At 68.3% G+C, this 13,532-nt stretch carries 7 protein-coding genes; 5 read left to right on the top strand and 2 right to left on the bottom strand.

What is annotated here, in order from left to right; genetic code table 11:
- The first annotated feature begins 87 nt into the window (after positions 1–87).
- The 3 genes from EV643_RS32180 to EV643_RS32170 all read left to right on the top strand — a co-directional run bounded on the left by EV643_RS32180 (position 88) and on the right by EV643_RS32170 (position 3,880).
- Positions 88–687 (top strand): isochorismatase family protein, encoded by a 600-nt coding sequence (locus tag EV643_RS32180; RefSeq protein ID WP_202869856.1) that lies wholly within the window; start codon positions 88–90, stop codon positions 685–687.
- A gap of 7 nt (positions 688–694) precedes the next feature.
- On the top strand, positions 695–1,600 hold the full coding sequence (locus EV643_RS32175) for a GlxA family transcriptional regulator (protein WP_133803952.1): 906 nt from the start codon (positions 695–697) through the stop codon (positions 1,598–1,600).
- 114 nt (positions 1,601–1,714) lie between these two features.
- Positions 1,715–3,880 (top strand): MMPL family transporter, encoded by a 2,166-nt coding sequence (locus EV643_RS32170; RefSeq protein WP_133803951.1) that lies wholly within the window; start codon positions 1,715–1,717, stop codon positions 3,878–3,880.
- A 58-nt stretch (positions 3,881–3,938) separates the two neighbouring features.
- Here EV643_RS32170 and EV643_RS32165 read toward each other — a convergent pair whose 3' ends face one another.
- Positions 3,939–7,061: a glycoside hydrolase family 3 N-terminal domain-containing protein gene (locus EV643_RS32165; RefSeq protein ID WP_238165941.1), complete on the bottom strand. Its 3,123-nt coding sequence runs from the start codon at positions 7,059–7,061 to the stop codon at positions 3,939–3,941.
- Between the two features lie 275 nt (positions 7,062–7,336).
- Between EV643_RS32165 and EV643_RS32160 the strand changes: the two genes are divergently transcribed.
- Positions 7,337–8,296 (top strand): LLM class F420-dependent oxidoreductase, encoded by a 960-nt coding sequence (locus EV643_RS32160; RefSeq protein ID WP_133803949.1) that lies wholly within the window; start codon positions 7,337–7,339, stop codon positions 8,294–8,296.
- Positions 8,297–8,419: 123 nt separating this feature from the next.
- The gene (locus EV643_RS32155) at positions 8,420–12,064 is read left to right on the top strand and encodes a S8 family serine peptidase (RefSeq protein WP_133803948.1); all 3,645 of its coding nucleotides are present in this window, start codon (positions 8,420–8,422) and stop codon (positions 12,062–12,064) included.
- A 100-nt stretch (positions 12,065–12,164) separates the two neighbouring features.
- On the opposite strand, the gene EV643_RS32150 is transcribed toward EV643_RS32155, so the two are convergent.
- Entirely contained in the window at positions 12,165–13,499 is a 1,335-nt protein-coding gene (locus tag EV643_RS32150) for a lytic transglycosylase domain-containing protein (protein WP_133803947.1), read from the bottom strand.
- Between the last annotated feature and the right edge of the window lie 33 nt (positions 13,500–13,532).

The following is a 13,532-nucleotide window of genomic DNA, read 5'->3' as shown; positions in this document are numbered from 1 at the left end:
AGCGACCGGGCTCTTGACCAGATCCGTCCGGTGCCAGGCTCGATGGTGTCTTATCCGGGCGGCCATCCGGCCAGCAGGATCGTGGGTATGACACAGACAGCGCTGATCGTGATCGACGTACAGGAGTCCTTCCGGGTCCGCCCGAACTGGCAGGCGGTGAACCACCCCGATATCGCCGACCGGGTCGATCGGCTGGTACGGGCATCGCGTGCGCGTGGCGACCTGGTGGTGTGGGTGCTGCACACCGAGCCGGGTACCGGTGGCGCCTTCGATCCGGTCAACGGGCACGTCCGACTGATGGACGGGCTACAGCCGATCGAGGGCGAACCGGTCATCACCAAGACGTCGCACAACGCCTTCACCACCACGAATCTGCAGCAGTTGCTCACCCAGTACGGCGTACGCGAGGTCGTGATCAGCGGGATCCGGACCGAGCAGTGCTGCGAGACGACCACACGGGTCGCGTCCGATCTCGGGTACGACGTGGTGTTCGTCAGCGAGGCGACCGCGACCACCCCGCTGCCGCATTGGACGATGCCGGCCGACGCGTCGCTCGAGCAGGTGATGGCGGATCCGCGGACGCTCAGCCCGGACGTGATCGTCGAGCGGACGGAGTACGTGCTGGCGGGCCGGTTCGCCACCATCCGGACACTGGACGAGGTCGCCGGGCTGGCCGTGGCATCCTGACCGGATCATGCCGAAGGTCGTCTTCTTCCTGGTGCCGAAGCTGCATCTGCTCGATCTGGCCGGACCGGCCCAGGTCTTCTTCACCGCGAACGATCTCGGCTATCAGCACGACCTGTACTACGTCGCCGAGGCGGCCGAGATCGTCACGGCCCAGGGTGTGCCCGTGAAGGCGCAGCTGGACTGGCCCGATCTCGGCCGCGACGACCTCATCGTCGTACCGGGCTGGCGGTCGCCGCGGTTGTCGCCGTCGGCACCGATCTCGGCCGGGACGGCGGAGGTCCTGCGGGAGCATCACGCGACCGGGGGATCGGTGGCGAGCGTGTGCTCCGGCGCCGACGCGCTCGGTGCGGCCGGTTTGCTCGACGGGCGGCGGTACACGACACACCACGACCTCACCGACGAACTCGCGGCCCGGTATCCGAAGGCGACCATGGTCCGCGACGTCTTGTACGTCATGGACGATCGGGTGATCACGTCCGCCGGGATCGCGAGTGGGATCGATCTTGCCCTGCACCTGGTCGCGGTCAGGTGTGGAGTCGAAGCAGCCGCCCGGGTCGCGCGCCAGATGGTGGTCTACGCCCGGCGCAACGGCGAAGAGCTGCAGGAGTCGGCGATGCTGCGCCATCGCGGCCATCTGAGCGACCTCGCGCATCGGGTGCAGGACGTGATCGACCGCCAGTACACCTGCCGGCTGCCGCTGACCGAGCTCGCCCGGGGAGCCGGGGTCAGCGAGCGGACGCTGACCCGCATCTTCACCACCGCCACCGGGCTCACCCCGCTCCGCTACCAGCAGGTCCTCCGGCTCGAGCGGGCCGAGCACCTGATCGGCCACGGCGCGACCGTCGAATCCGCGGCGCGCGCCGTCGGCTTCGAAGACGCCCGTATGCTCCGCCGCCTCCGCGCCCGGGACTAGGTGGGGTTAGGTCTACCCCGGGTGGGGGCTTGCGTCTCCTGAGATCGGCGGCTCGCCACGACAGGCTCTTGCTGTGCGGGCAGAGCGCCCGGTCGGGACAGCGAGAGGCTGAACATGAGCAGGCGAACAGTGACCGTGCGGGTCGCGCGGTGGAGTGCAACTCATCCGTGGCGGGCGATCGGCCTCTGGCTGGTCCTCGTCGTCGTCGCGATCGGGTTGTCGATCGCGATTCCCAAGCAACAGACCAAGGACGCCGACACCCGGGTCGGCCAGTCCGGCGAAGCCGCGGCGATGATCGAGCAGGTGAACCTCGGCGGCAAGCCGAGCGAGACCGTCCTGGTGACCGACCCGGACGGACCACTGGACAAGGCGGCCGCGACCAAGGCGCTGACCCAGCTCCGGCAGAAGATGACGGCAATCGACGCGGTGGACTCGGTCGGTGAGCCGATCTGGTCGGCGAACGGGAAGGCCGCGCTGCTGCCGATCGAGTTGAAGGGCAACGCGGACGACGCCTCGGACAACGTCGAGAAACTCGTCGCGGTCACGTCCGAAGTACAGCGTGGCAGCCCCGGTCTGACGATCGAGCAGACCGGTAGCGCGTCCCTCGACGCGGGGATCTGGAAGCAGGTCGGCAGCGACCTGGCGCGGGCTGAGAAGCTCAGCCTGCCGATCACCTTCCTGCTGATGCTGCTGGCCTTCGGCGCCCTGATCGCTGCCGGGATCCCGGTCCTGCTGGCGTTCTCGGCCGTCGGTGCGGCCCTCGGCTTCTACGCGCCGCTGTCGTACCTCTTCCCCGACGGCGGCTCGGTGGCGAACGTCGTCCTGCTGATCGGTATGGCGGTCGGCGTCGACTACTCCCTCTTCTACCTCAAACGCGAACGTGAGGAACGCCGTCGCGGCCGCAACACCGTGGACGCGGTCGAGATCGCGGCAGCCACGTCGGGCCACTCGGTGGTGGTCTCCGGTCTCGCCGTGATCGTCTCGATGGCCGGTCTGTACGTTTCGCAGGATCCTGTGTTCTCCTCCATGGCGACGGCGACGATCGTGGTCGTGGCGGTCGCGGTGCTCGGCTCGCTGACCGTCCTCCCGGCGCTGCTGGCGAAGCTGGGTCACCGGGTGGACCGCCCGCGCGTTCCGCTGCTGTGGCGGCTCAACCGGCGGATCGGTCCGGGCGGGATCAGCCGTCGCATCCTTGCTCCCGTACTGCGCTTCCCCAAGGTCGCCCTGATCGGCTCGACCCTCGTGGTGGTCGCGCTCGCAGTACCGGCGCTCGGGATGAAGACCGAGACGGCCGGCCTGGACACGCTGCCGCAGAGTATCCCCGAAGTGGCGACGATGCAGGCATTGCAGGCGAACTTCCCCTCCGAGGGCATGGCGTACGACGTGGTCGCGAAGTCGGACGACAAGGCTGCCGCGGTCGCGGGGCTGACCAGGTTGCAGAAGGCGGCTGTGGACAGCGCGCAGTTCGTGGTGACGCCGGGGCAGAGCATCCGGGTTTCGGGGGACACCGCGGTCCTGACCCTGGTCTCGGTTCGGCCGGACTCCAGTGCGGACGCCAAGGTCGCGCTCGAGCAGTTGCGCGGGAACCTGGTGCCGACGGCGTTCAAGTCGTTGCCTGATGCAACCTGGGCGGTTGGTGGCGAAGCGGCCGACGGGGTCGACTACGGGAAGCGGCAGGCGGACAAGCTGCCGTACGTGATCGCGTTCGTGCTCGGGCTGACGCTGGTGATGATGGCGTTCACGTTCCGCAGCCTGGCGATCGCGGTGGTCACAACGTTGCTCAACCTGGCCTCGGTGGCGGCCTGCTTCGGGGTTCTCTCGCTGGTCTTCCAGCACACCTGGGCGGAAGGGCTGCTCGACTTCACGTCGCCCGGGTTCGTGGTGTCGTGGATCCCGCTGTTCCTGTTCGTGATCCTGGTCGGGCTGTCGATGGACTACCACGTGTTCGTGCTGGGCCGGATCCGTGAAGGTGTACAGGCCGGGTTGACGGCGCGCGAGGCGGTCCGGAAGGGCATCGTCGAATCGGCCGGTGTGGTGACCAGTGCGGCCGCGGTGATGGTGTCGGTGTTCGCGGTCTTCGCGACGCTCGGGATGATCGAGATGAAGCAGATGGGCGTCGGCCTCGCGGTCGCGGTCCTGATCGACGCGACCCTGGTCCGCATCGTGATGCTCCCGTCGATCATGGTCCTGCTCGGCCGCAAGGCCTGGTGGCCGAACAAGCTCCCGGCCGAGGTCGCCGACGAGCAGCAGCGGCCGGCTCGCGACCTGGTAACGGTCTGAAAGTAAGAAAGTCGAGGGCCTGGAGAACGCCACTCCAGGCCCTCGACGCCTTTGTTACTTACAGTTTGGAAGCTGTGGTGAGCTTGGCGATCGCGGTGCTCAGGTCACCGCTCAGCGCCAGGTGTTCCGCGTCGGAGGTCAGCTTCGAGGTCGCCTCGTCGAGGTCCTGGCCGATCTGGTCCTGGGCGATCCACCGGGCGGCGCCGACCACCGCATCGCTGTCGGCGAACGAGTCGACCCTGGTCCGGTCCAGGTACTTCCCGGCTTGGCCCAGGGCGGCCAGCGCGGTCGTTGCCTGGGGCCCTGACCAGTCCGTCTTTCGCAGGGCGGCGTCGATTGAGATGGCCGCGAGCAGACTATTTGGGTCGAGGAATCCCTTGCGCAGCAGCTCCTTCTTGGCCTCGGCCAGCTTCTGCCGAGCCGCCGCCTGCGTTGTCAGACCCCAGCCATACGGGTACTGCGGATCGTAGGACGCATCACCCACGTTGATCGGCTGCTGCGCCTCCGACTTCGGCCAGGTCACGGGAAGCCGGCCGCTGAACGGCCGCTTGCCGAACAGTACGTCCGCAACCCCAGCACCTTCGCTTCCTGGCAACCACGACGCGACCAACGCGTCGATCTCGCCGAGCTGATCCGCGATCACCTGCGGCCGGCCGGACACGATCAGCACGACACACTTCATCGCCGCGCACACCTTGTCCGCCGCGGCCTTGTCGGCATCGCTCAGCAACAGGTCGTGCCCGTTGCCGACATCACCGATCCCTTCGGCGTAAGGCCGCTCGCCGACCACCACCACACCGACGTCGTGGCCGTCCAACGGCGCCGACGCGTCCTGGCTGAACGTTGCCGTCGGCACGATTTGCTTGATCCCGTCCAGGATGGTCGTACCGGTCGTGGTCGGGCCGGAACCGCCTTGCCAGCTGATCGTCCAACCGCCGAGCTGGTTGCCCAGATCACCTGCGTTGCTGCCGGCGACGTACACCTTCGAAGTGGTTGCCAACGGCAAGAGATTGCCGTCGTTCTTGAGCAGTACCTGGGACTTGGCCGCCGCCTCCCGGCCGACCGCACGATGGGTCGCGCCGCCGATGGAGGCGAGCCGCGACGTGTCGGCGTACGGGCGCTCGAAGAGGCCGAGCTTGAGCTTCTGGGTCAGGATCCGGCTCACCGCGTCGTCGATCCGGCTCTGCGGGACTCGGCCGGCGGTGACCTCGTCGATCAGGCCCTGGGTGAAGCCCTGGTAGTTCGTCGGCACCATGATCATGTCGAGGCCGGCGTTGATCGACGTCCGGATGTCGCTCGGGTAGTCGCCCGGCAGCTGGTCGATCGCCTGCCAGTCGGAGATGACGAACCCGTCGAACCCCATCCGCTGCTTGAGAACACCGTTGATCAGCTCGGCGTTGCCGTGCATCTTCACGGGGCCGGCCTCGTCACCGATGATGTCGACACTCGAGTACGACGGCATCACCGTGCCGACGCCGAGATCAACCGACGTCTTGAACGGATCGAGGTGGATCGCTTCCAACTGCTGCCGCGTGACCTCGGTGATGCCCTGGTCGATCTTGTAGGCGCCAGTCGTCGAGGACCCGTACGGCGTACCGCCGTCGCCGACGTAGTGCTTCGCGGTGGCCAGGACCTTCGTGTTCTGCTTCAACTGGCTGCCGTCGGCCTTGCCCTGCATTCCCGTGATGACGGTCGACATGGCCTTCACCAGCGCGGGGTCCTCGCTGTACCCCTCGTAGGTACGACCCCACCGGTCGTCGCGGACGACGCACACGCAGGGCGCGAAGTCCCACGGGATGCCGGTCGCACGGACCTCGGTCGCGGTCACCTCGCCGGTCCGACGGGACAGCTCGGGGTCACGAGTGGCGCCAATGCCGATGTTGTGCGGCAGGATCGTCGCGCCGATCACGTTGTTGTGCCCGTGCACCGCGTCGACCCCGTAGATCAACGGGATCTGCAGCCGGGTCGCCTGCGCGTTCAGCTGGTAGTTGTCGATCATCGCCGCCCACGCGGCCGGGGTGTTCGGCGTCGGCACCGAACCACCACCGGAGAGCAACGACCCGAGCCCGTACGACGCGATGTCGGCCCGCGAGCGCAACGCGTTCCGCTCCGCCTGGGTCATCTGGCCGGCCTTCTCGGCCAAGGTCATCCGCGCGAGCAGATCCTTCACCCGCTTGTTCACCGGGAGGTTCTTGTTCAGGTACGGCAGATCGTGGGCGTCGATCACCACGACGGGCTGGGTGGTCGGCGCCTTGGCCCCGGTCACGGTCAACTCCACCGGGATCGTCTCGGCGACCTCTGCCGTCCGGTCCTTCCGGGTCGTCACCTGAACCGCCTGCGACGCGCCGGACGGAGTACCGGCTGCGAAGGTGAACGAGCCTGACACCGGCGTGTAGTCGTCGGCTCCGGCCGAGCCGGTGCCGGTCCGGTAGTCGACTGTGACGGGCTCCTCCAAGGGTGTGCTGCCGGTGGTCGCGACGGTCACCTTGAGCTGCGCGGTCCCGCCCTCCTTCACCGGATAGACGCCCGCGTCGGTGACCACGCTCGCCTTGAGTGCCGGGTCGGCCTTGCCGTACACCTCGACCTGGTCGATCAGGAACTCACCAGGGGTTCCGGCCGGCATGGTGAACGCGTAGCCCCACATGTGGGTCAGATTGAGCACCTGGTCGATCCCACCGACCGGCTGGTAGTCGCCGCGATAGACGAAATCCGTGAACGGGATCTCGACCAGCTGCCAGCCCTGCCAGTCGTCGGTGAAGCTGGTGTTCCACAGCTCCGACGCCTCGGCGTTGGCCCCGCCGTCCTTGATCTCGAAGAAGATCCGCTTCCCGGATCCGGGTGGCAGCGGCGCCGTGTTCTGTCCGTACCACCAGAACCGGATCCCCTTGTGGATCGACCAGTCGCCCGGGTTCACGTCGTACGTCACGTCATGGCTGAACCCACCCCACCCACTGATGTTGTACGTCCCGTGCAACACCTTCTCCCCGCTCGGGGCATCGTCCCGCGCCTGCAACTCCATCGTCGGCGGGTCGTCCGCGTCACTACCCCACCCGAAGATCCCCGCACTGGGCGGCGACGCGAACGGCTCGGCCCCCTCGAACGCCGCGAGCACGGTCGGCGGCGGCTCGTCCTCGACCGCCGCGGCCCCCAACGGCACCAAGCCGGCGACCAAGGCGCCCACCGCGACCAACGCAGTCCGCCATCTCGGCCGGCCCCCTCCAACCAGGCGCAAACCAGACCCGCTGACCATGGGCGACTCCTCTGCTTCCGCGCAGGCGCCTCCACCCGCGTCGGCCCCGACTCTCAGCCCTCCCCACCCCCAAATCAATACCTCCCCGGTTCCGGAACTAGAGCGCTCTCACACGGGGGATTGAGAAGTGGGGGTGGTTGGTTTGAGAAGGATTCCCGTGGCTGGATCGGTGGACCGGTTCAGGTGGGGCGGGAAAGGATGGGGGTATGACCACACGTTTCGGGATTTTTGTGCCGCAGGGTTGGAAGATGGATCTGGCCGGGATCGCGGACCCGGTGGAGCAGTGGGAGGCGATGACGGCGGTCGCGAAGCGGGCGGACGAGGGATCGTGGGACTCGATCTGGCTGTTCGACCACTTCCACACGGTGCCGGAGCCGAGTGACAACACCACGTTCGAGTGCTGGTCGGCGACGGCGGCGCTGGCCCGGGACACCAAGCGGGTGAACATCGGCCAGATGGTCGGCTGCAACGGATACCGCAACCCCGCGCTGTACGCCAAGATCGCGTCCACCGTGGACGTCGCCAGCCACGGCCGCCTGTACGCCGGGATCGGGGCCGGCTGGTACGAGCACGAGTGGAAGGCGTACGGCTACGACTGGACCGAGGTGAAGCCCCGGATGGCCGCCTTCCGCGAGGCCACCGAGATCATCTACAAGATGTGGACCGAGGACAAGCCGGTCTACGACGGCAAGTACTACTCGATCGACAAGCCGATCAACGAGCCCAAGGGCGTCCGCAAGCCGCACCCGAGCTTCTGGATCGGCGGCGGCGGTCCGCAGGTGACGCTGAAGCTGGTCGCGCAGTACGGCGACGCGGCGAACATCGGCGGCGGCAACCCCGAGGTGATCAAGGAGAAGACCGCGATCCTCAAGGGGCACTGCGACAAACTCGGCCGCGACTACGACGAGATCATCAAGTCGACCAACTTCAACGTGTTCCCGATCGACAAGGGTGACGACCCGCAGAAGGCGACCGAGAAGGCGCTCGGCCCGATGAACCGGGAGCGGTTCGACCGGGACAACCTGATCGGCACCGAGGACGAGATCGCGGACAAGGTCGAGGCCGCGCTCGAGGCCGGCGCCGACTACGTCAACTTCTATGTACCTGGCGTCGCCTACGACCTCGATCTGGTCAACCGCGTCGAAGAGGTCGCCAAGCGGTTCTAGCCTGGCTGGAACCGGTCATGGCGGGGATAGGTCAGGCGGATCCATGGACTGTGGCTGAGGGCAACTGTCAGGGTCGGTTCCGAGGCTTCGCGCCCGCTGGGGTCTCGGAAGGAGATCCAGGGGATGCGAACGTCACGGCTCGCGACCAGCATGCTCTGTACGGTGACGGTCGGCATCCTGCTGACTGCAAGCACAGCCGCGACCGCTCAGACCGCCGGTGGTGCCGGGTCCCTACCCGGTACCGCCGGTCTCGGCCAGACAACCAGGATCACCCTGATCACCGGCGACGTCGCCGAGCTCACCACCGGTGCCGACGGCACCCGCTCCGCCCGGCTGGTGGACGGCGGCAGCTACTACCTAGGTGACTTCGACGGCGAGCTGACTGTCGTCCCGACCGCGGCGTACGGGATGTTCACGCAGGGCCGTCTCGATCGCCGCCTCTTCAACCTGACCGATCTAGTCGCCCAGGGCTACGACGACGCCCACACCGCCAGGCTGCCGCTGCTCCTCACGAGCACCGGTACGTCGGCCCCGCGGACCCCTTCCGCCGCGACCACCCGCCGTACCCTCGCCAGCGTCGGTACCACCGCGATCGCCGTCGACAAGTCGCAGGCGAAGAAGTTCTGGGACTCCATCGACAGCGGCCCGAGCCTCCGGAGTACGGGCGCGAGCAAGATCTGGCTCGACGGCCGCACCCACGCCACCCTCGACCGGTCGACGAAACAGATCGCTGCCCCCACCGTCTGGCAGGCCGGGTACGACGGCAAGGGCGTCAAGGTGGCCGTCCTCGACACCGGGTACGACGCGAACCACCCGGACCTCAAGCAGCAAGTGGTCGCGGCCGAGAGCTTCATCCCCGACCAGGACGTCCAGGACCTGCACGGACACGGCACCCACACCGCCTCGACGGTCGCCGGCCTCGGTACGGCGTCCGGCGGCAAGCGCAAAGGGGTTGCGCCGGGGGCGGAGCTGCTGATCGGCAAGGTGCTCGACAACACCGGCGGCGGATCGGATTCCGAGGCGATCGCGGGGATGGAGTGGGCCGTCCAGCAGGGCGCCAAAGTGGTCAGCATGAGCCTCGGCGGCTGGCCGTCGGACGGTACTGACCCGATGAGCGAGGCGGTCGACCGGCTCTCCAAGTCCAGCGGCGCCCTCTTCGTCATCGCCGCGGGCAACTCCGGCGCCGAGGAGACGGTCGGTTCGCCAGGTGCAGCGGCCAGCGCGTTGACCGTTGGCGCGGTCGACCGCGATGACAAGCTCGCGTGGTTCTCCAGTCGCGGCCCGCGGGTCGGCGACGGCGCGATGAAGCCCGAGGTGACGGCGCCAGGCGTGGAGATCGCGGCGGCCCGGGCAGCCGGGAGCACCGAGGGTCACCAGCTCGACGAGTACTACACAACGATGAGCGGCACCTCGATGGCGACGCCGCACGTGGCCGGCGCGGCGGCGATTCTGGCGCAGCGCCACCCCGACTGGTCCGGCCAGCAACTGAAGGCGGCGCTCGCGTCGACGGCCGTGGACAGCACCGCCACCGCGGCGCAGGAGGGCCTCGGCCGGATCGACCTCGCGAAGGCGCTCGACCCGAAGATCCTCGCTGACACCGCGAACCTGTACTTCGGCGACCTCTCTTGGTCGGGAGCCACACCGCCTCAGCCGGTCGTCCGTACGGTTGCCTACCGCAACAACTCGCGGACCACCCAGCACCTCGACCTCACCATCCGGGCGACCTCACCCGGCGGCGTGAAGCCCGCGTTGACGGTGAGCCCGGTGAAGCTGACGATTCCGCCCGGCGGGACGGCGACGGCGTCGGTGCGGATCGATCTGGCCAAGACCCAATCAGCCAAGTACTTCGGGGAACTGGTCGCGCGCGGCAGCGGTTCGTCGTACCGGACCGGGGTCGGGTTCGCGGCGGGCGGGCGGCTGAACCAGGTGACGGTGAAGGCGATCGACCGGGACGGGAAGCCGGCCGCGGGGAGTCCGATGGCCAACAGCGGAGTGCAGCTGTGGAACCAGGACACCGGTGAGGTGAACGGGATCATCTTCGACGAGACCGGCAGCCGGACGCTCGAGGTGCCGACCGGCCGGTACAGCGTGATGGCGTACGTGATGGGTCCGGACGAGGCGGGCTGGACCAAGTCGGTGGCGTTGCTGGGTGATCCCGATGAGTGGATCAGCGGCGACCGGACGTTCACCTTCGACGCCCGCAAGGCGAACAAGGTGACGGTGAAGACGCCGCGGCCGGCCGATCTGGAAAGCGTCGGCATCGCCTGGCACCGCAAGGTCGGTGACCGGCAGGCCGTGTCCGGATTCGGGTTCGGCGACAACGTTGCCGATGGCATCTACGTGCAGGACTTCGGCAAGGTGCCGGCCGGGACCTTCCAGGTGGTCCAGCGCTGGGATCTCGCCCAGCCGAAGCTGACCGTCGACGTCACCGGCGCGGGCGGGTTCCGGCTGCCGACTCCGGCCGCCGCCACGTTCGACACGACATACGTCGGCAACGAGAAGGTCGAGCTCGTCAACGCGGGCGACGGTACGCCGGTGGAACTGGAGAACGCCAAGGACAAGGTCGCGCTGATCCGCTGGCGGGACTACGACCAGACGCAGACCCAGATCCAGGCGGCCAAGGACGCCGGTGCCAAGGTGGTGTTTCTCTACAACGAGCAACCGGGCTTCTGGAGCGACGGCGCGGAACTCGGCATCCCGGTCTACCTGCTCCGGGCGGCCGAGGGCGCGAAGCTCGTGCAGTTGTTGAGCCAGCGGCCCGTGACGCTCCAGCTGACCGGACTGCTGGACAGCGCCTATCACTACGATCTCGCGGCCGGTCCGGAGCAGGTCCGTGGACCGCTCACCTACGACTTCGCCCGAATGCGGCCCGCGGTGGTGACGACGAACTACCACCGCAACGACGGGTGGCGCCTGCACGTCGATCAGCGCATTGCCCGTCTGCCGGGTCTGCAGACCGGTCTCAGCGCGACCCGCCTCGTCGCTGGGCCGGTCACCCGGACGGACTACCTCGCCAGTGACGTCTCCGGGATCAACTGGAGCGAGCGGACTGCCGCGGGGGAGTGGAACGAGTCCGGGTTCGAGTACAGCCTGGGCCGGACCTACCGCCCGAACGAGCTGACCACCCGGGACTGGTGGGCCTCGATCGCACGTCCGGCGATCCCCGAGCTCACTGGCGGCGAGGCCGACGGGTTGCCGGTCGCCCGGTTCGAGAACGCGATCCGCGTGGCGATCCCGCAGTACGTGAACGGTGATCGGACCGTCTACGGCTGGGCCGACAACCGCGGCGACCGGACCGACCTCAAGCTGTCGAGCAACGGCAAGGAACTCGGCCGCAAGGACTGGTCGGTCGCGCAGTTCCCGGTACCGGCCGGAACGGCGTGGTACGACCTCACCCTCGACGTCCAGCGGTCCGAGGACACCTGGGCCAAGACCTCGACCGCGACCCATACCGAGTGGCGTTTCCGCTCCGGTACGACGAAGTCGCGGGCGGTCCTGCCGTTGGTCCAGGTGGACTATCGGCTCGACGGGAATCGGCTGGAGCTGACGCCCGGATACCAGCCGGGGGTTCGGGGTACCGGCTTCTTCCGGACGACGGCTGAGCTCAGCTACGACGGCAAGACGTGGCAGCGGCTCCCGGTCCTCTCGGTCGGTGGCAGGGCGACCGCGTGGATCCCGGGTGGGGCGCAGTCGGTCAGTTTGCGAGTGACCGCGACCGATGTGATCAACGGCAACCGGATCAGCCAGACGATCGAGAAGCCCTGGTGACCTAAAAGGGCGACGCCACGAAGCCGGGGGGAGTAGCTCCGTGGCGTCGCCGGCGGCGCACCAAGGGAGGGGTGGGGGCAGGCGCGCCGGTCTGGGTGGGTCAGTTCCCGAGAATGCCACCGCCGAGAACGCCGAGCAGGCCCAGCACCGAGAGCAGGTTGCGGATCACCTGATCGACCGCGGCCGTACCACCGGTCTGGAAGGCGGTCACGCATTTCTGCAACTGGTCCTGGGTCGGGTTGGTGATGGTGACCTTCGCCAGTTCGGACTGGCAGTACTGCGTCGCCTTGGTCAGGTCGGCCAGGGTGCTGCCGACCGTCCCGACGATGACACCCGCGGCGGTGGTCAGCTTGGCGACTCCGGCCGGCGTGCTGGTGGGCGGCGGTGTCGACGGCTTGGTAGTCGGCTTCTCCGTCGTCGGCTTCGTTGTGCCCGGCTTGGTCGTCGTCGGCTTGCTGGTCGGCTTCTGCGTGGGCTGGTTCGGCGGGATGGTCCGTTGCTGCGTGGGCGTCGGCTTCGTCTCGCCAGGCGGGTAGATCGGCAGGTCCTTTTCAGCGGGTGCGTCGATGGTCGGGTCGTCGATCTTGCCGTCGGCCCGGATGATGCCCTGGCCGTCCTCCTCGGTCCCGTTGCCGACCGCGATCCAGCTGCCGCCCGCGTACGCCTTGGCGATGCTGATCACCAGGTCGACGTACTCCTGGGAGTGGTTGTAGCGCAGCAGGGCCTGGTTCAGATCGCCGGCCTGGGAAAGGTCGGTGCTGCCCGAGCAGAGGTAGACGGCCGTCGACATGGCCGCGTCGTCGATGTCCTGCGGGTTCCGGACGCCGTCGCCGTCACCGTCGACACCCATCGAGCGCCAGGTGCCGGGGATGAACTGCATCGGCCCGACCGCCCGGTCGAACGCTCCGTCACCGTCGAACTTGCCCGCGTCGGTGTCGGTGATCCGCGCCGTACTGGCGCCGTCGAGCCGCGGGCCGTAGATACCCGGGACGGCGACACCGTTCGCGTTCAGGCCGTTGCCACCGAAGCGGCCGTGGTTCGACTCCACCCGGCCGATCGCGGCCACCAGGGTCCACGGCAACCGGCAGCCCGGGTCGACCTGAGCCATCACCTGCTGGGCCCGCGAGTACGCCTTCAGCGCCAGGGTCGGGATGCCGTTGCGGGACAGCCCGGACACCACCTGGGTCGGCTGCTCGCCGACGTCCACGCCGTTGCCGACCACACCGGGCACCGGGATGTTCGCCGGGTCCTCGATCGGCTGCTTCGGCACGACGACCGGGTTGCCTCCACTCAGACCGCGGTCCAGCGCCGCCGTGGCGACGGCCGGATCGTCGGTCGCACTGACGGTGAACGCGCTCGCGAACAGCGCCAGCGGAACCAGTGGCGCCACCTGACGCCAGCCGCCGCCGGTGGCGCGACGCTTGCCCTTCGCCATCGATGATCCCCTCCGTGATTCATCGACCTGCCT

Origin of the sequence: Kribbella caucasensis, assembly GCF_004361855.1 — a bacterium.
Classification (GTDB): Bacteria; Actinomycetota; Actinomycetes; order Propionibacteriales; family Kribbellaceae; genus Kribbella; species Kribbella caucasensis.
Note: the sequence above shows the minus strand (reverse complement) of the source record. Positions and strands in the feature narration are given on the sequence as shown.

Bases quoted from the DNA above. Each gene is read 5' to 3' on its own strand.
- EV643_RS32175 (WP_133803952.1), top strand. From the start codon at position 695: ATGCCGAAGGTCGTCTTCTTCCTGGTGCCGAAGCTGCATCTGCTCGAT.
- EV643_RS32170 (WP_133803951.1), top strand. From the start codon at position 1,715: ATGAGCAGGCGAACAGTGACCGTGCGGGTCGCGCGGTGGAGTGCAACT.
- EV643_RS32160 (WP_133803949.1), top strand. From the start codon at position 7,337: ATGACCACACGTTTCGGGATTTTTGTGCCGCAGGGTTGGAAGATGGAT.
- EV643_RS32150 (WP_133803947.1), bottom strand. From the start codon at position 13,499: ATGGCGAAGGGCAAGCGTCGCGCCACCGGCGGCGGCTGGCGTCAGGTG.
- EV643_RS32155 (WP_133803948.1), top strand. From the start codon at position 8,420: ATGCGAACGTCACGGCTCGCGACCAGCATGCTCTGTACGGTGACGGTC.
- EV643_RS32180 (WP_202869856.1), top strand. From the start codon at position 88: ATGACACAGACAGCGCTGATCGTGATCGACGTACAGGAGTCCTTCCGG.